We start from the raw sequence: 16,494 nt of genomic DNA on the forward strand, positions 1-16,494 counted from the left end.
GCGTCAGCTGATCTTCGCGTAGCCGTAGTTGATGAGCTTCTTCACGTCCGCCGTGCGGTTGGCGGCCGAGGAGGCGGTCATGACCGCGCCCATGACGGACTCGCCGTTCTTCGTGGCGGCGAAGACGAGGCAGTACTTGGAGTCGGTGCCCGAGCCGGTCTTGATGCCGAGGGTGCCGTTCCAGCCGAGCAGGGTGTTGGTGTTCGTCCAGGCGGCCATGGTGCGGGTGCTGCCGGTCTTGGTGATCGTCTTGGCCTTGTACGACTTGGTCTTGACGACTGCCTTGAAGGTGCTGCTCTTCATCGCGCTGCGGGCGAGCAGCGTGAGGTCCCGCGGGGTCGAGGCGTTCGAACCATTGCTTATTCCGTCGAACGAGTCGAACTTGGTGTTCTTCATGCCCAGGCTCTTGGCCGTGGAGTTCATCTTCGCGATGAACGACTTGGTGCGCGCGGAGACCGTGGAGCCGGTGCCGAACTTGTCGGCCAGCGCCATCGCCGCGTCGCAGCCGGACGGCAGCATCATCCCGTAGAGCAGCTGACGGACGGTGACCTTGTCGCCGACGATCAGGTGAGCCGACGACGCGCCCTTGCGGACGATGTAGTCGCTGTAGTCCTTCTTGATCGTGATCTTGGCGTCCAGGTTCAGGTTCGACTGCGACAGGACGACCTTGGCGGTCATGATCTTCGTGGTGGAAGCGGTGAGCCGCTTGGTGTCAGGTGCCTTGCTGTAGAGCGTCTTGCCGTTCGCGCTGTTCATCAGGAACCCGCCCTTGGCGGTGATGGTCGGCGTCGTGACGGCCTGCGCGGGTGCCGCGGTGAGAGCTCCGGTGGCGAGCACTGCGCCGGTCGTGACGACGACGGCTGCGGCTCTGCGGACACGGAAGCTCTTGTTGGCGGTTTTCAAGTCAAATACCCCGAATGCGTCGAATGCCCCTGAAGCGCGGCCGAGTTGAAGGGGAAGAAGGTGGGGCCGCGCATGTCTGACACGTAGATAGCACGGAAGGTTGTGCGGCCGCTGGGGCGGGGTGCGGCTTTCAGGGGGCCGCCCCGGCCGAGGGGTCCGCATGCTGGACGTGATCCACCATGCGTACGTGTTGTATCTAAGCTGTGGGCATGACCCTGGCCGTGAAACAGCCCCCCGCCGCCGACCGTGTGTACACCCACGTCAAGCAGGGTGTCCTCGACCGCCGCTACGAAGGCGGCACGCTGCTCACCGAGGGCGAGCTCGCCGAGGCCGTCGGGGTCTCTCGCACGCCCGTGCGGGAGGCGCTGCTGCGTCTGGAGGTCGAAGGGCTGATCAGGCTCTACCCGAAAAAGGGAGCGCTCGTCCTGCCCGTCTCCGCCCAGGAGATCGCGGACGTGGTCGAGACCCGCCAGCTCGTCGAGGGCCACGCCGCCCGCAAGGCCGTACCGGCGTCCCCGCGGCTCATCGCCCGCCTGGAGGAGCTGCTCGCCCAGCAGAAGGAGCAGGCCGAGGCCGGGGACCTGGCGGGCGCCGCCGTCACCGACCGCTGCTTCCACGCCGAGATCGTCCGCAGCGGCGGCAACGAGATCCTCAGCCGGCTCTACGACCAGCTCCGCGACCGGCAGCTCAGGATGGGCGTCGCCGTGATGCACGCCCACCCCGACCGGATCACCAAGACCCTCGTCGAGCACGAGCAGATCCTCCGGGCGCTGCGCTCCGGGGACGCGGAGGCGGTCGTAGCGCTGATCCACGGGCATGTGGAGTGGTTCTCCAACCTGGCGCGGGGGGAGGTCCGATGAGCCGCTCCCCGCTTCCCGGCGACCCTCCGGGCGGGCGGCGCGCGATGGCCGTGTGGGGCATCGGCGTCTCGGTCTACTTCGTCGCCGTCATCTTCCGTACGTCCCTCGGGGTCGCCGGCCTCGACGCGGCCGACCGCTTCCACGTGAACGCCTCCGCCCTGTCGACCTTCTCGATCCTCCAGCTCCTCGTCTACGCCGGCATGCAGATACCCGTCGGCCTGCTGGTCGACCGGCTCGGCACCAAGAAGGTGCTGGCCATCGGGGCCGTGCTGTTCACGGCGGGACAGCTGGGCTTCGCCTTCTCCCCCTCCTACGGCACCGCCCTCGCCTCCCGCGCGCTGCTGGGCTGCGGTGACGCGATGACCTTCATCAGCGTGCTGCGCCTGGGCACCCGCTGGTTCCCGGCCCGCCGCGGACCGCTGGTCGCGCAGTTCGCCGGGCTCGCCGGCATGGCGGGCAACCTGGTCTCCACGCTGGTCCTGGCCCGGCTGCTGCACGGCATCGGCTGGACGGCCGCGTTCGCGGGCAGCGCGCTCGCCGGGGTCGTCGTCCTGGTGCTGCTGCTCCTCTTCCTCAAGGACCACCCCGAGGGCCACGAGCCGGAACCCTTCCCGCACCGCGGCGCGGCCTACGTACGGCGTCAGATCGCCGCGTCCTGGCGCGAGCCCGGCACCCGGCTCGGCCTGTGGGTGCACTTCACCACGCAGTTCCCGGCGATGGTGTTCCTGCTGCTGTGGGGACTGCCGTTCCTCGTCGAGGCGCAGGGGCTGTCCCGGGCGACGGCGGGCGAACTGCTCACCCTGGTCGTGCTCTCCAACATGGTCGTCGGGCTCGTCTACGGCCAGGTCGTCGCCCGGCACCACGGGGCGCGGCTGCCGCTGGCGCTCGGCACCGTGGGAGCGACGGCGCTGCTGTGGGCGAGCACGCTGGCCTACCCCGGCGAACACGCGCCGATGTGGCTGCTGGTCGTGCTGTGCGTGGTGCTCGGCTCGTGCGGCCCCGCCTCGATGCTCGGCTTCGACTTCGCCCGGCCGGCGAACCCGCCGGAGCGCCAGGGCACCGCCTCCGGCATCACCAACATGGGCGGCTTCGTCGCCTCGATGACCACGCTGTTCGCGGTGGGCGTGCTGCTGGACGCGACCGACGGCGACTACGGAGTCGCCTTCTCGTCGGTGTTCGTGCTCCAGGCGCTCGGGGTCAGCCAGATCCTGCGGCTGCGCGGGCGCGCGATCAGCAGGGAGCGGGAACGTCTGGTCGCCAGCCGGGTCGAGACGGTGCACGTCCCCGCGTAGCCGCCCGGGCCACGGGGGACTCACACCCGATTCCTACGGCGTCACCGTGAAGTTGCGCAGGATCGCCGCCGTCAGTTCCGGGTCGCCCTCCGCCTTCACCCGGTCCGACACCGCGTCCAGCGGCACCCGGCCGCAGGCGAGGCGGACGTAGGTCTCCCAGTCGAGGGTCAGGGTGGCGGCCGGGCCGAGCGCGGGCGCGGTCTCCAGGGTGCCGCGGCCCTGGATGTCGACGCGGATGGTGCGCAGGAACTCGATGGGGCCGTGCACGTCGAAGACGATCGCCGAGCTGCGCGGGGCGTCGGCCTTGACGGCCACTATGTCGGGCAGCGCGGCCAGCAGGACGTCCCGGGCGATGTGCGCGCCGGGGGAGTCGAGGTCACCGGGGCGGCCGAGGGCGGTGCGCAGGTCCTGTTCGTGCACCCAGACGTCGAAGGCGTGGCCGCGCATGGACTCCGCGAGCGTCAGTTCGGTTCCGAGCGGGCCGCGCACCTTGGTGCCGGGGTCCCGGGACTCGTTCCGCAGCTGGCGGTTGCGGCGGATGATGACGTACTCCAGCTCGGAGGTCATCTCCGGCGCCGTGTGGTGGCGGCGGACGTCGACCTGCATCTCCATGTACCGCTGGTGGTCGTTGGTGACGTGGAACAGGTCGCGGGGGAGGGTGTGGATGGGCCGGGGGTCGCCCAGCATCTCGCAGTCCAGCCCGATGACATGGGAGACCACGTCCCGCACCGACCAGCCCGGGCACGGGGTGCGGCGGTTCCACTCTCCCTCCACGAGCGGGGTGACCAGCTCGGATATCGCTTCGATGGAGTGGGTCCAGGCGTCGGCGTAGGGCTGGAGGGTGGGATGCAGACTCACGGAACGGGACCCCTCGGCGGTCGGAGCACGGGCTGGTGATGGCGGCGTTGCCAGTGGAGGTGGTGGCTGTCGGCGGGTGTCTTGAAACGCTAAGTTACGCTGCTGTGAGGCACCCCGGCAGTGCTTTCGTGTGACGATCGTAGGCCCGTGTGGACGGCTCGAATGCCAGGACGGTGGTAGTGTGCGCGCCTCTCTGATCCAGATTGCCGTGGATGAGGGTGAATCGGTTGATTCGCGCCGTGAGCGAGTGGCCTCGCTGGTGCGTGATCAGGCCGGTGCCGATCTCGTCGTGCTGCCGGAGCTGTGGACCACCGGGGCGTTCGCCTTCGAGGAGTTCGGCCGAGAGGCCGAGCCGCTGGTGGGGCCGACGTACGAGGTGATGGCCAAGGCGGCGAGCGACGCGGGCGTCTGGCTGCACGCGGGGTCGATCCCCGAGCGCGACGAGGCGGGGCGGCTCTACAACCGCTCGCTCGTCTTCTCCCCCGCCGGTGAACTGGCCGCGAGCTACCGGAAGATCCACCGCTTCGGCTTCGACAAGGGCGAGGCGGTGCTGATGGGCAGGGGCGAGGACCTGGTGACGGTCCCGGTGCCCGGCACCACCCTCGGGCTCGCCACCTGCTACGACCTGCGCTTCCCCGAACTCTTCCGCGGACTGGTGGACGCCGGTGCCGAGGTCCTGGTGCTGCCCGCGGGCTGGCCGGAGCGGCGCCGGGCGCACTGGACGCTGCTGGCCCAGGCGCGCGCGGTGGAGAACCAGGCGTTCGTGCTCGCGTGCGGAACGGCCGGGACCCACGCGGGAGTTCCGCAGGCCGGTCACTCGATCGTGGTGGACCCGTGGGGCGAGGTGCTGGCCGAGGCCGGATCCGGTGAAGAGATCCTCACCGTCGAGTTCGACCCGGCGAAGGTGGCGGCGACCCGGGAGCAGTTCCCCGCGCTCAAGGACCGGGTGCTGGGACTGGAGACTCCGGGGCGCTGAACCGCCGTACGCGAAAGGGCCGTCAGCCGCCCGGAGCCGGCCGTACGCCCACCGAGCACGGCACCGGGTGCGCGGCCGCGGAGCCCGGTCCGGCCAGCAGGGACGCGGCCAGCCGTGCCGCGTGCTCGCCCGCGACGACCAGTTCGACGCAGTCGTCGCGGTCGCCGCGGACGGTGATGTGGAAGGAGACATGGCCCTCGGTGTCGTACGACAGGGTCACGGCCCCGTCCACCACGCCGGGGATGGTCGTCGGTGCGTTCATGCTTCCGCCTCCTGGAGTGAGTTGCGCAGCGCGGCCGTCAGCCGGGTGCCGTACAGGCTGATCACCAGGCCGAGGACGATCAGCAGGCCCGAGACCACCTTCAGGGCGGGCAGGGCCTCGTCGAAGATCACCACCGAGCCGAGCACGCCGAAGACGGGGACCAGCAGCGACAGCGGGGCGACCGTGGAGACCGGGTACTCCTTGAGCAGCCAGTTCCAGACGCCGTACGCGAAGAGCGTGGTCGGGTAGGCCTGGAAGAGGATCGACGCCACGGCCGTCAGGTCGAGCGCGGACGCGAGGCCGGTGTAGCCGGACGTGCCGTGCACCGCCAGGTCCAGCAGGAAGAGCGGGACCGGGGAGAACACGCAGGACCAGACGAGGAAGGCCAGGACGTCGTCCGGCGCGGCCTTCTTCAGCAACACGTTGGCGGTGCTCCAGGAGAACGCGCCGAGGACCACCAGGGCGATCCCGGCGGCGCTCACGCTGCCGTCGGTCAGGAAGAAGACGCAGGCGAGGCCGGAGAGGGCGACCGCAGTGCCGTAGAGCTGGTTGCGGGTGAGCCGTTCGCGGAAGACGGCGGCGCCCAGGAAGATCGTCAGGAACGCGCTGAGCTGGAGCACCAGCGAGGCCAGGCCCGCCGAGAGGCCGGCCTCCACACCGAGGTTGACCACACCCCACAGGCCCACGCCGAACACCAGGCCGTAGCCGGCGAGATACCGCCAGGGCACGGCGGGGCGGCGGACGAACAGCACCGCGGGGAACGCGCAGAGCGCGAAGCGGACGCCGGCCAGCAGGAACGGGTCGACCGACTCCAGGCCGATCTTGATCACGGAGAAGTTGATGCCCCAGATCGCGGTGACCACCACCGCGAGCAGGACGTGCCGGGTCCTCATGGGCTCTGCCTCCCGTCGTCGGCGGTGGTCCGGAAGTCCCGGCGGTGCCACAGCAGCGGCCGGGACGCGGGGGCGGCGGTGTGCAGTCCGGTCAGTTCGCCGATCAGCAGCTGGTGGTCGCCGACCGGGACGAGGTCGGCCGTACGGCAGCGCAGCGCGGCGTGCGCGCCGACCAGCCGGGGGAGCCGGGTGCCGGGCCAGTCCTCGAAGGGGAGTCCCGCGAAGCGGTCGGCCCCGTGCTCGGCGAACTTCCGGGCCACCGGCGCCTGGTGCTCGCCCAGCAGGTTGACCACGAAGCCGGTGACCTCGCCGAACGCCGCCCGGCAGCTGGAGCCGTTCGACAGCCCCACGACGACCAGCGGCGGCTCCAGCGACGCCGAGGTCACCGAGCTCGCGGTGAAGCCCCAGCGGCGGCCGTCGGCGTCCCGGGTGGTGATCACCGTCAGCGGGGCCGCGAGCAGGGACATCGCCTCGCGGAACACCGCCGGGTCCGCGGCGGCACCCTTGGTGAGCGTGGTCATGCGGTCCTCCCCAGTTCGGGCACCGGCTCGGCGGTGACGGTGTCGGCGAGCGCCCGCCGGAACGCCCCGATGGTCAGCGGCATCACGACCGCGCCGACCGCCGCGAGACCCAGCGCGAGCACCGTGATCAGGTGCTGCGGTCCGAACGAGGCGCCCAGCGTGCCGATCAGCAGCCCGCCCACGGGGTACGGCGCCCAGCCCACCAGGAAGAAGGGGCCCATGACCTTCCCGAGGTGCTCCGCCGGGATGACCTTCACGCGCTCGGTGCGGTTGAAGACGTTGAAGTAGGCCACCCCGACCATCGCGACCACGAACCCGGCCGCGTACAGCGGGAATCCGGTGGCGAAGCTCAGCACCAGCAGGGCCGCGCACTGCACGGTGTAGCCCACCACCCCGAGGAAGGACACCCCGAACCGGCGCACCAGCAGCGGGGTGAGCGCCAGGTTGGCCAGCCCGCTGACGCCGACGAGCGTGTTGAGGAGGGCGAACGACGACTCGGGGGCGCCCAGTTCACCGGTGACCACGGCGGCGTTCGCGGCCAGTACGGTCGCGAAGACCAGGTTGATCGAGAAGTTGAGGACGGCGAGCAGCACGACCGGGCGGTTGGTCATCAGCAGCCGCCAGCCGAGGCCCAGGTCGGAGAGGGTGGCCCGGACGTTCCCGGCCGCCTGTCCGCCGGTGCCTGCGGTGCTCACGGTGCCTCCGGTACGGGGCAGGCCCAGCCAGCAGGCCGCGCCGCCCGCGAACAGGGTCGCCGCCAGCACCAGCAGCCAGATCTTGCCGAGCAGGGCCGCCGCGAGGACGGCGAGACCGGGTCCGAGCGCGGTGGCCAGCAGCTCCATGTTCTGGAACAGCGCCTGGGTGCGCGGCAGGTCGTCGCCCTTGGCGAGCCGCGGCACCACCTTCTCCACCGACATCCGCACGACCGGCATCACGGAGGCGAGCAGCGCCCCGTTGGCCATCAGCAGCCCGACGGTCCAGGACGGCACGGCCAGGCACAGCGCGACCGTGCACAGCAGGACGACGGCCCGCCCCGAGTTGCCGCGCGAGAACAGCCGTACCCCGCCGTCGCGGTCGGCGAGCAGGCCCGCGAACGGGTACATCAGCAGCGCCGGAAGCCACTCGATGGCGAAGGAGGCGCCGAGCGTGGAGACCTTGCCGGTCTCCTGGTAGATGAGCAACGGCACGGCGAACAGGACGAGTTGGTCGGCCATCAGGCCCGAGCAGACACCGGTGGCGAACAGGAACCGGCGCAGCCGCTCGGCGGGGGTCCGGCTCACCGGACACCCCCGGACGGGGCGAGTTCCTCAGCCGCCTCCAGCTCACGGACCAGCGGGACCACCCGGGTGTAGAAGTGCCGCATCTCGTCCCGGGCCGGCCAGCCGGAGAAGATGAACTGGCCCACCCCGGCCGCCTTGTACTCCAGCAGGTACCCGGCCACCTCGGCGTAACTGCCCACCAGGCACAGGGCGGGACCGCCGCGGTAGGCGACGGCCCCGGAGAAGATCAGCGGCGACAGCCAGCCGTGGTCGGACTGCTCGGCCAGCCGGAAGGAGTTCTTGACCGCGTGCGAGTCCGCGGCGGCGACGAATTCCGCGACGAACTCACGGTGGTTCTCGTCGGTGTCCCGCATCACCTCGGCCAGCTCGGCGAGCGCCTCCTCACGCGTCTCGCGCGCCAGCACCTGCATCCGCAGCCCGACCTGCCGGCCCTGCTCCAGGAACGGCCCGGTGACCTTCGCGATCTCCTCGGGGGTGTCGCCGTACCGGAACCAGCAGTCGCCGTACCGCAGCGCCATCCGCTGGGCGGGCCCGGAGGCACCGCTGACATAGATCTCGGGCCGCCGCCCCTCGTGCAGCCCGAGCCCCAACTGGGCGTCCTTGAGGCGGTAGTGGTCTCCGTCGTACGACAACGGGGCCTCTCCGCCCCACAGTCGGTGCAGGATGTCGAGGAACTCCTCGGCGCGCGCGTACCGTTCGTCGTGGGCGAGGAAGTCGCCGTAGTACGCCTGCTCCACCGGGGAGATCCCGGCGACCAGGTTGAGCGCGATCCGGCCCTCGGACATCCAGGACACGGTGTTGACGATCTGGGTGAACAGCGTCGGGGAGAGCAGGCCGGGGCGGTAGGCCAGGATGTAGCGCACCGCCCGGGTCTCGCGGACCAGCGCGCCGAGCAGCGGCAGCGGGTCGGGCAGGCTGTAGCTCTGGGCCATCAGCAGGGACTCGACGCCCAGCCGGTCCGCCTCGCGGGCGAAGTCGATGGCGCCCTCCAGGTCCAGGACGTTCGAGCGGTACTGCTCGGTCGACTTCTTCTGGCCGCTGTCCAGGGCTGAACCCCAGTGGAACCTGAGCGCGGTGGGGGCGCTGCTCATACCTGTGCTCCTTCGTGAGCGTGAGTGCGGATGCGCAAGGAGGCGAACAGCCGGGCCATCCACTCCCGGGTCTCCTCGGGCGAGCCGGTGCCGGCGATACCGGCGAGGGGTGTCTCGTGGGCGCCGTAGGTGATGTGGTCGGGCAGGGCGGTGCCGTGCGCCGCCTCCTGCCAGGTGACCGAGCGCGGATCGGCCGAGAACTCCTCGGCGCCGTCGAAGCCCGCGAAGACACCGGGGGCCAGATGGTGGCCGGGGTGCACGAACCAGCCGTACCAGCGCGCGGACCCGCGCTCCGGCAGCAGGCCGGCCACCCGCTCGCCGAGCAGGACGCGCAGCTCCCAGGAGGGCAGGTGGACGCCGGTGCGCAGCTCGAAGGTGGCGGCCACGTCCGCGCCGCCGACCCGGTTGCCGACCTCCAGGAAGACCAGCTCGCCGCCGCTGTCCCGGATCGCCTCCAGATGGAAGCTGCCCTCCCGGATCTCCACCGCGTCCAGCGCCCGCGCGACCCACTCCCGGGCCGCGTCCGTCAGCCGGATCTGGAAGGACCCGAGCGGCACGCCCTGCGCGTAGCCGAGGCAGGTGCCCAGGTACTCGCTGCCGGTCAGCGCCAGCACCCGGCCGTCCTGGACCAGTCCGTCGAAGTGCAGCACCGGCCCGTCGACGAACTCCTCCACCTCGTACGACGCCACGGCCTCGTCGGTCACCTCGGTGCCGTCCAGCTCGGACACCCCCGAGGTGCGGCCGGTCACCGAGGCGTAGGCCTCGCGGGGATCGCCGTACACGACGACGTCCTCGCTGGAGGCGCCCCGGTGCGGCTTGAGGACGGTCGCGCCGGACCAGGGCGCCCGGCCGTCCGCGCGGAGGAAGTCGGTGAGCGGCAGGAAGCGCGGGACCCGCAGTCCGGCGCGGTCCACGGCCCGCTTCATCAGCACCTTGTCGCGGGCCAGCAGGACGCGCGCGACCGGGGCGCCCGGGACGCCGAGGCGCTCGCGCAGCCGGGCCGCGTCCAGGAGTTCGTACTCGGACATCGAGATGATCCGGTCGAACGTCCGCGGGTCCCCGTCGAGCCACTGAACGGCCTCGTCGTACGGGTCGCGCAGGCCGGGCCGCTCCACCTCCTCGCGGCGCAGGCCCTCGGGGAGCGTGTCGAGCGCCGGGCGCCTGCCGAAGTAGGTGACGTCGTGGACGTCGTGGTCGATGCCCCGGTGGTACTCGATCTTGGGGTAGGGGACGCGGTGCAGGACGAGGATCTTCATGGGCAGGTCTCCAGCAGTGCGGGGGCCGCGGGCCGGTGGGCGGCGCAGGCGGTGTCGAGGGCGGCCGGCCACACCTCGCGCAGGGTGTGCACGACCTCGCGGACGTCGGTGTGCGCGGAACGCAGGACCACGCAGCACTGGGCGGCGAAGTCGGCGTTGTCGCGGGCGGTGGCGTGCAGTTCGCGGCGGTCCGGCGCGACCCAGCCGAACTCGGGCGCGGTCAGCTCGTCCGGCGCGAGGCCGTGCCGGGACCGGGTGGCGGCCAGGGCGTCCTCGAACGGGTCGGCGTCCGGGCGGACGTCGGCCGGGGCGAACGCCCGGTCCGTCGCCACGCCGAGCATCACGGTCGCGGCGGCGCAGTCCGGCTCGGGCAGCGCGGTCTCCACGGGCCGGCCGAAGGCCGCGTCCACCCACTTCTCGTACAGGTCGACGCCGTGCACCCAGCGGGCCAGCGACCAGATCCGCATGCCGGCCGGGCGGCGGTTGGGCTCGACGACCGCGGCGGCCGTGTCGTCGTCGCTGAGCTTGATCTCGTTGTGGAAGGGCCCGTCGCACTGGCCCACCAGCCAGTTCGCGAGGCCGCCCGCGCGGCGCAGGGTGGCCCGTCCCGCCGGGGTCACCCGGGCCGGCAGCACCTGGGCGACCTCGACCGGGTAGCGGCCGGGGGCGCTGACCTTCTCGGTGACGAAGGAGAGCTCGCCGAGGCCGTCGTAGGAGAACTCCCTGCGGTACGGGATGAGTTCCTCGCACAGCACGCCGTCCGCGAGGTACGGGCGGACCTCCGCCCAGGCCGCGTCCAGGTCGTCGCCGGGGCGGACCAGGACGACACCGCGGTTGTTGCCCTCCTTGGCGGGCTTCACGACGAAGCCCTCGGGGTGGCGGCGGGCGAACGCGGCGATGTCCGCCGGGGATTCGACCTCGACGAAGTCGACGGGGGTGAGGCGCTGGGCGGAGAGGAGGTCCCGGTGGCGGTGCTCGGTGTCCCGGTAGGTGATCTTGCAGAAGGCCGCGGCCGCCGGCTGCGGGGCGTCCACCCTCAGGCCGAGCCGGGTGAGGAGGTCGGCTCCGCTGTGCACGGCGTCGTCCGAGAAGACGACGCCGGCGGCGAACTCCTCGCGGCGGGGGGACAGGAGCTTCTCGCCCTTCGCGGCGAAGTCCGGGTCCAGGGGGTCGAGTTGCACGACCTCGTCGCTGATGCGGGTGTCGGTGTCGGTGGGGTGCGCGCGGATCAGGGTGGTGAGGGCGCCGTGCCGTTCCCGGGCGTAGCGGCGGATGCGCTGTACGTCCGCCACACGGCTCAGGTTGTAGTCGACTATCAGGAAGCGCATGGTCGTGGGTCTCCGTTTCGGGTGCGGCGCCGTCGGGGCTGGTCGCGCAGTTCCCCGCGCCCCTAAGCGGGTTGGGCGTAGCGGACTTCGATCGCGTGCTCGGAGACCTGGACCAGCCTCGGCAGGAGGACGTCCCGTTCGTCGAGCCGGAAGCGCCACAGGAGCTGGCCCAGGAAGACCTCCCGGGAGCGCGGCTCCACGGTGTCGCCCTCCTTCAGGAGGATCTGCTCGACCACCGGAGCCAGCGGGAGGTCCTCGGCCAGGCCGATGCGGGTGATGCGGCCGGGGTGCGCGAAGAAGACCCGGAAGAAGGTCGCCCGGTCGGTGGGCGGGGTGCCGTCGGGGGCGTAGGCGAGGGGGCGCAGGCGTTCCCTGGACCGCTCCGCCGGGTGGGTCAGGACGTCCAGCCAGAGGTCCAACAGGCTTGCCTCGCCGTTGAGTTCGCGGACGCTCGGGCTGATCAGGGCGCCGCCGACGCGGGGGTTGACCTCGATCAGGTCCCAGCGGGAGCCGTCGTGGCGGGCCTCGACGTGGAAGCAGCCCCAGCGCAGGTCCAGATGGGCGAGGAGGGCGGTGAGCCAGGTGATGCCCTCGGCCGTGACCGCCCGGTCCACGGAGTACGGCGGGCTCACGCACGCGTCCTCCAGGACCGCGCCCGCGGTCTCCGTCAGCACGTACTTCTCGTGCACGCCGGCCACGAAGACCTCGCCGTCGACGACGAGCACCTCGAAGCTGAACTCCCGGCCCGGCAGGTAGTCCTCGACCAGGAACGCGGGTCCGGTCTCGGCGAAGACGGAGGCGTACACGGTGTCGCCGGCCGCCTCGGCGGTGATCCGCTCGATCTCCGCCCAGCTCGTCGTCGCCGACAGCGGGAAGGTGCCGTAGGAGGCGATCCCGCTCACCGGCTTGACGAAGTGACGCCCGGGCCGCCGCTGGTGTTCGGCCAGCGACTCCTCGGTGAGCGCGACGGCGCGCACGGCGCTCAGACCGGCCGCCGTGAGCTTCTGACGGAGTGTCAGTTTGTCGCGCAGGGCCAGCACTTGGTCCGGGCCCAGGTCGGGCACGCCCAGCAGCGCGTTGGCGTGCGCCATCAGATGCCGGTAGCCCTCCCACACGGTGACACAGCCGAGCAGGGTCTCGCCGCGGGCGCGCAGCTCCCCGACGTACGACTCCACGTCGGCCCGCGTCAGCACGTGGGCGCCGGTGGCGTGGACGTGGGTCGCCTTGGCCGCCAGGTCGTGCAGCCGGGCCGGGACGTGCTCGGGCTCCGGCAGCGAGGTGAGGACATGACTGCGCAGGCCGCGCGCGTCCAGGGCCGCGATCAGATCCTCCATGAAGGAGAAACCGACGTGACTGAGCAGCAGCACGCCATTGCCGGGGGTCGTGCTTGGGTTGCTCACGTTGGTGTCCCTTCGGTGGGGTGGTGGGTGGGTGGGTGGGTGGTGCGGGGGGTGGGGTTTGGGGGCTGGGCTTCTTGGACCTGGACCCGAGGGAGATCGGGTCCAGGGCCGCACCGCGCAGGCGCCTGCGCGGTGCGGGGTCCGGTTCAGGCCGTCCGGTGTCCGACCGTGGGCGGAAGCGCCCGGCGGTCGGGTCAGGCGGCGGCCTTCTCCGTGGCGCCCAGCGTGTCGGCGTAGAGCTCCTCGAAGTACTGGGCCAGCAGGCGCTGGTGCTCCGCGAGGTAGCGCTTGAGTGCCTCGATGTCCTGCTCGCCGCGGATGAGGAAGCGCAGCGCGGCCCAGACCTCGCCCGGGTGGTCGTCGTTGATGTCCGTGTGCGAGTGGCTGATCTGGCCGCCGATGTTGCCCTCGCCGACGGACTCCTTGAGCGCGACGAGCTTCTTCGGCTCCAGCTTCACGTTCACGTACTCGACCAGGTACGAGTAGGCGACCACGCCGAGCGGGCCCTCGTGGTCGAGCAGGTAGGAGAAGTAGCCGGTCAGCAGCTTGGTGGAGAGGTAGGGCTCGACCGCGAGGAAGTCCTCACGGCTCACGCCGACCTTGGCGAGGTCGTCGATGAAGAGCTCGTCGTGGAGCATCTCCTCCTGCTCGTAGTTGGCCCACACCTGCGCGGCCTCGGGGCTGCGCTTGGCGATCTCGGTGAGCGCCTTCGACTCGGCGACGCGCAGCAGCCGGATGCGCCAGGCCGTCTCGATCAGGTTCCGCTTGTAGTACTCGGAGTCGACGTCCTTGCCCTCCAGATGCGCGGCGGCCGGCACGGTCTCGTACCAGTCCGCTATCTGACGGTCGATCTGTACGTCGATCTCGGCGCGGAGTTCGGCGGAGGCGGCCGCGTTCAGGAACGGGCGGCGGTTGTCGTAGCCGACGTTGATGACGCGGTTGGCGAGGCTGGACATGGTGGATTCCTTGTCTTCTCAGGTGCGTTGTCGGATGTGGTCGGTGGGGTGGGTTCTCAGGAGTCCGCCGGGAGGCGGATGGTCGCGGAGTCCAGGAGGCGGCACTGGCAGGCCAGCCGGTGCCGGCCGTCGGCCCGGCCGAGGTCCTCCAGGAAGTCGAGCTCGTCGGGGTCGCTCGCGCCGAGCGCTTCGGCGCCCTCGACGACCTCGACCACACAGGCCCCGCAGGCACCGGAACGGCAGCCGAACGGGATGACGCGCTGCGGGGTCTCGTACTCGACGTCGGTGAGCGGGGAGCCCGCGGGCAGCAGGATCTCCAGACCCTGCGGGAGCAGGGTGAGCTTCTTCAGCAGCACGGCGGTCACAGGCCTTTCGCGTGCGGTGGTCACCGGCCCTGGGGTGGCGGACGGTCGGAGGAGTGCTCGGGGGCGAGCCGGGTGCCGGGGCGCAGGGCCACGGCGGCGTGGTGCACCGCGGTCGCGGCCTCGCCGAAGCCGACCGAGATCAGCGGGACCCGGCCCGGCCGGGCGCAGACGTCGCCGACCGCGTAGACCCCGGGCAGGCTGGTGCGCTGGGAGGCCGGATCGACGGTGAACTGGCCGAACTCCAGTTCGGCGCCCCAGTCGGCGAGCGGCCCGAGGCGGGTGACGAAACCCAGGGCGGCGACGAGCGACTGGGCGGGCAGGTCCACGGTGTCACCGGCGCCGCCCCCGGAATGTTCACCGGATTCCGTGGTCACCGTCACCCGCTCCAGCCACTCTGTTCCGTGACAGGCGGTCACCCGAGCGTCCGTCAGGACGCGTACGGGAGCGTCGTACACCTGCTTGACGCTGTACTCGTGGGCCCGGAAGGAGGCGCGGCGGTGGACCAGGGTGGTGCTGCGCGCGAGCGGTGCGAGGGCCAGCGCCCAGTCCACGGCGCTGTCCCCGCCACCCACGATCACCACGTCCCGTCCCTCGTGCTCGGTCAGGCGCGGCACGTGATAGGCGAGACCCCGGCCCTCGTACGGCAGCGCGGCGGGCAGGGTGCGGGGCGTGCAGCGGCCGAGCCCGGCGGCGATCACCACGGCACCGGCGTGCACGAGGTGCCCCCGGTCGGTGCCGACGGTCCAGCCGTCGCCGCGCCGGGTGAGCGTGGTCGCGCCGTGCCCGAGCAGATAGCGCGGTTCTCCGGCGGCCGCCTGCGCGACCAGTCCGTCGATCAACTCCCGCCCCTTCACGGCGGGGAGTCCGGCGATGTCGTAGAGGGGCTTCTCCGGGTAGAGGGCGGCGACCTGGCCGCCGGGGTGGTCGAGCGCGTCGACGACCGCGCAGGTGAGACCGCGGAAGCCGGCGCAGTAGGCGGCGTAGAGGCCGGTGGGGCCGGCGCCTATGACGGCGATGTCGACGGTGGACTCGGAGGCGGGTCCGGGGTCCGGTGCGGCGGTGGGGTTCGCGAGGGGTTCGTAGGCGTTCGTGCCGTTGGATCCGGTCGTTTCCGTCTCCGTCTCCGTTTCCGTCTCCGTTTCCTTTTCCGCCCCCGTCTCTGTCTCCGTTTCCGTCTCCGTGGTCACCACTGCTGCTCCCCGCGTTCCTCCCGCAGCCGCAGCACCTCGTACAGCACGCGGTGCACCGGGGTCGGGACGTCGTGCCGGGTGCCGAGGCGGACCACCGAGCCGGTCCAGTCCTCGAGTTCGGAGGGGAGGCCGGCCAGGATGTCGCGCTGGAGCGAGGAGGTGCCGTGGGCGGGCTGGGCGTCGATGAAGTCGAGGGTCGACGCGACGACACCCTCGGGCAGCCGGACCCCGGCCGCCGCGGCGAGCCGCTCGATCTCGCGCATGCCGTCGGTGAGCAGCGCCCGGGTCCCGGCGCGGGAGCGCAGCACCCCGAACGGCGAGTCCGTCACCGCGCCGAGCGAGCCGAAGGGCACGACGAACAGGAACTTCGCCCACAGCTCGGCCCGGACGTCCGCCGTGACGGGCGCCTTCACCGAGGCTCCGGTGAGCGCCGCCCGCAGCCGCCGGACCCGCTCGGAGTCCCGGCCGTCCCACTCCCCGAGGGTGAGCGAGCCCTCGCCGCCCACGTGCTGGACGCGGCCGGGCCCGGACAGCCGGGCGATGATCTTCGCGACGCCCGGCAGCACCGCCTCGCGTCCGAAGACCTCGGCGACCCGTTCCGGCGCCTCGACGCCGTTCTGCAGTGTCACGATCCCGGTGTCCGGTCCGACCAGCGGCTTCGCCAGTCGCAGTGCGGGCTCCAGCTGCCAGGTCTTGACCGCGAGGAGCACGAAGTCGGCCGTACCGATGCCGTGTGTGTCGTCGGTGGCCCGCACGGACGGCAGGGTGAAGCCGCCGTCCGGGCCCTCGACCGTGAGTCCTTCGCGGCGCAGTGCCTCGAGATGCCCGCCGCGGGCGACGAACCGGACGTCGTGTCCCGCGGCCGCGAGCCGTCCACCGAAGTAACCACCGATACCACCGGTACCGATTACCGCTGTTTTCACGATTCTTTCCTCGCTCTTTGCCCGATCTTTATCCGGTGCGGTGGGCGGCTAATGTTGCCGGAGCATTGCTTTATTGCGGGACTATTGCGGAACGAGAGATCCCCATTCCGTTTCGCCGTCGGCTATAGTTGATCCGTTTC

17 protein-coding genes are annotated in these 16,494 nt (G+C 71.5%); 3 read left to right on the forward strand and 14 right to left on the reverse strand.

Features of this window, described 5'->3' with window-relative positions; translation table 11 throughout:
- Positions 1–3: 3 nt before the first annotated feature.
- The gene (locus G3I78_RS14310; RefSeq protein ID WP_164424259.1) at positions 4–903 is read right to left on the reverse strand and encodes a serine hydrolase; all 900 of its coding nucleotides are present in this window, start codon (positions 901–903) and stop codon (positions 4–6) included.
- Between the two features lie 209 nt (positions 904–1,112).
- On the opposite strand from G3I78_RS14310, the gene G3I78_RS14315 reads away from it, so the two are divergent.
- Together G3I78_RS14315 and G3I78_RS14320 are read left to right on the forward strand one after the other, a co-directional pair.
- Entirely contained in the window at positions 1,113–1,763 is a 651-nt protein-coding gene (locus G3I78_RS14315; protein WP_164424261.1) for a GntR family transcriptional regulator, read from the forward strand.
- Positions 1,760–3,055, forward strand: a complete 1,296-nt coding sequence (locus tag G3I78_RS14320; protein WP_164424263.1) for an MFS transporter — start codon at positions 1,760–1,762, stop codon at positions 3,053–3,055. The genes G3I78_RS14315 and G3I78_RS14320 overlap by 4 nt, the downstream gene beginning before the upstream one ends.
- A gap of 33 nt (positions 3,056–3,088) precedes the next feature.
- Here the strand turns inward: G3I78_RS14320 and G3I78_RS14325 are convergent, their stop codons facing one another.
- Positions 3,089–3,913 carry a maleylpyruvate isomerase family mycothiol-dependent enzyme gene (locus tag G3I78_RS14325; protein ID WP_164424265.1) on the reverse strand — a complete coding sequence of 275 codons (825 nt, stop codon included), beginning with the start codon at positions 3,911–3,913 and terminating at the stop codon, positions 3,089–3,091.
- Between the two features lie 181 nt (positions 3,914–4,094).
- On the opposite strand from G3I78_RS14325, the gene G3I78_RS14330 reads away from it, so the two are divergent.
- Positions 4,095–4,889, forward strand: coding sequence for a carbon-nitrogen family hydrolase (locus G3I78_RS14330; RefSeq protein ID WP_164424267.1), 795 nt, complete (start codon positions 4,095–4,097; stop codon positions 4,887–4,889).
- Between the two features lie 22 nt (positions 4,890–4,911).
- Here G3I78_RS14330 and G3I78_RS14335 read toward each other — a convergent pair whose 3' ends face one another.
- From G3I78_RS14335 to G3I78_RS14390, 12 genes are all read right to left on the reverse strand, one after another.
- Positions 4,912–5,151, reverse strand: coding sequence for a hypothetical protein (locus tag G3I78_RS14335; protein WP_164424269.1), 240 nt, complete (start codon positions 5,149–5,151; stop codon positions 4,912–4,914).
- The gene (locus G3I78_RS14340; protein ID WP_164424271.1) at positions 5,148–6,044 is read right to left on the reverse strand and encodes an EamA family transporter; all 897 of its coding nucleotides are present in this window, start codon (positions 6,042–6,044) and stop codon (positions 5,148–5,150) included. Before G3I78_RS14340 ends, G3I78_RS14335 begins: the two co-directional genes overlap by 4 nt.
- Positions 6,041–6,565 (reverse strand): flavin reductase family protein, encoded by a 525-nt coding sequence (locus G3I78_RS14345; RefSeq protein ID WP_164424273.1) that lies wholly within the window; start codon positions 6,563–6,565, stop codon positions 6,041–6,043. Before G3I78_RS14345 ends, G3I78_RS14340 begins: the two co-directional genes overlap by 4 nt.
- Positions 6,562–7,845: an MFS transporter gene (locus tag G3I78_RS14350; RefSeq protein WP_343243747.1), complete on the reverse strand. Its 1,284-nt coding sequence runs from the start codon at positions 7,843–7,845 to the stop codon at positions 6,562–6,564. The genes G3I78_RS14345 and G3I78_RS14350 overlap by 4 nt, the downstream gene beginning before the upstream one ends.
- Entirely contained in the window at positions 7,842–8,936 is a 1,095-nt protein-coding gene (locus tag G3I78_RS14355; protein WP_164424275.1) for an LLM class flavin-dependent oxidoreductase, read from the reverse strand. Before G3I78_RS14355 ends, G3I78_RS14350 begins: the two co-directional genes overlap by 4 nt.
- Entirely contained in the window at positions 8,933–10,192 is a 1,260-nt protein-coding gene (locus G3I78_RS14360; protein WP_164424277.1) for an ATP-grasp domain-containing protein, read from the reverse strand. The genes G3I78_RS14355 and G3I78_RS14360 overlap by 4 nt, the downstream gene beginning before the upstream one ends.
- Positions 10,189–11,520 carry a biotin carboxylase gene (locus G3I78_RS14365; RefSeq protein ID WP_164424279.1) on the reverse strand — a complete coding sequence of 444 codons (1,332 nt, stop codon included), beginning with the start codon at positions 11,518–11,520 and terminating at the stop codon, positions 10,189–10,191. Before G3I78_RS14365 ends, G3I78_RS14360 begins: the two co-directional genes overlap by 4 nt.
- 62 nt (positions 11,521–11,582) lie before the next feature.
- The gene (locus G3I78_RS14370) at positions 11,583–12,920 is read right to left on the reverse strand and encodes an ATP-grasp domain-containing protein (RefSeq protein WP_343243748.1); all 1,338 of its coding nucleotides are present in this window, start codon (positions 12,918–12,920) and stop codon (positions 11,583–11,585) included.
- A 194-nt stretch (positions 12,921–13,114) separates the two neighbouring features.
- Positions 13,115–13,876: an iron-containing redox enzyme family protein gene (locus G3I78_RS14375; RefSeq protein ID WP_164424281.1), complete on the reverse strand. Its 762-nt coding sequence runs from the start codon at positions 13,874–13,876 to the stop codon at positions 13,115–13,117.
- A gap of 56 nt (positions 13,877–13,932) precedes the next feature.
- A complete protein-coding gene (locus G3I78_RS14380) occupies positions 13,933–14,265 on the reverse strand; it encodes a 2Fe-2S iron-sulfur cluster-binding protein (RefSeq protein ID WP_343243749.1) in 333 nt (110 codons plus the stop codon).
- The gene (locus tag G3I78_RS14385; RefSeq protein WP_343243750.1) at positions 14,262–15,428 is read right to left on the reverse strand and encodes an NAD(P)/FAD-dependent oxidoreductase; all 1,167 of its coding nucleotides are present in this window, start codon (positions 15,426–15,428) and stop codon (positions 14,262–14,264) included. Before G3I78_RS14385 ends, G3I78_RS14380 begins: the two co-directional genes overlap by 4 nt.
- On the reverse strand, positions 15,425–16,354 hold the full coding sequence (locus tag G3I78_RS14390; protein WP_164424283.1) for a 2-dehydropantoate 2-reductase: 930 nt from the start codon (positions 16,352–16,354) through the stop codon (positions 15,425–15,427). The genes G3I78_RS14385 and G3I78_RS14390 overlap by 4 nt, the downstream gene beginning before the upstream one ends.
- Between the last annotated feature and the right edge of the window lie 140 nt (positions 16,355–16,494).

It is taken from the genome of Streptomyces sp. SID13726 (assembly GCF_010548375.1).
Classification (GTDB): domain Bacteria; phylum Actinomycetota; class Actinomycetes; order Streptomycetales; family Streptomycetaceae; genus Streptomyces.

Bases quoted from the DNA above. Each gene is read 5' to 3' on its own strand.
- G3I78_RS14315 (WP_164424261.1), top strand. From the start codon at position 1,113: ATGACCCTGGCCGTGAAACAGCCCCCCGCCGCCGACCGTGTGTACACC.
- G3I78_RS14320 (WP_164424263.1), top strand. From the start codon at position 1,760: ATGAGCCGCTCCCCGCTTCCCGGCGACCCTCCGGGCGGGCGGCGCGCG.
- G3I78_RS14335 (WP_164424269.1), bottom strand. From the start codon at position 5,151: ATGAACGCACCGACGACCATCCCCGGCGTGGTGGACGGGGCCGTGACC.
- G3I78_RS14340 (WP_164424271.1), bottom strand. From the start codon at position 6,044: ATGAGGACCCGGCACGTCCTGCTCGCGGTGGTGGTCACCGCGATCTGG.
- G3I78_RS14345 (WP_164424273.1), bottom strand. From the start codon at position 6,565: ATGACCACGCTCACCAAGGGTGCCGCCGCGGACCCGGCGGTGTTCCGC.
- G3I78_RS14355 (WP_164424275.1), bottom strand. From the start codon at position 8,936: ATGAGCAGCGCCCCCACCGCGCTCAGGTTCCACTGGGGTTCAGCCCTG.
- G3I78_RS14360 (WP_164424277.1), bottom strand. From the start codon at position 10,192: ATGAAGATCCTCGTCCTGCACCGCGTCCCCTACCCCAAGATCGAGTAC.
- G3I78_RS14365 (WP_164424279.1), bottom strand. From the start codon at position 11,520: ATGCGCTTCCTGATAGTCGACTACAACCTGAGCCGTGTGGCGGACGTA.
- G3I78_RS14375 (WP_164424281.1), bottom strand. From the start codon at position 13,876: ATGTCCAGCCTCGCCAACCGCGTCATCAACGTCGGCTACGACAACCGC.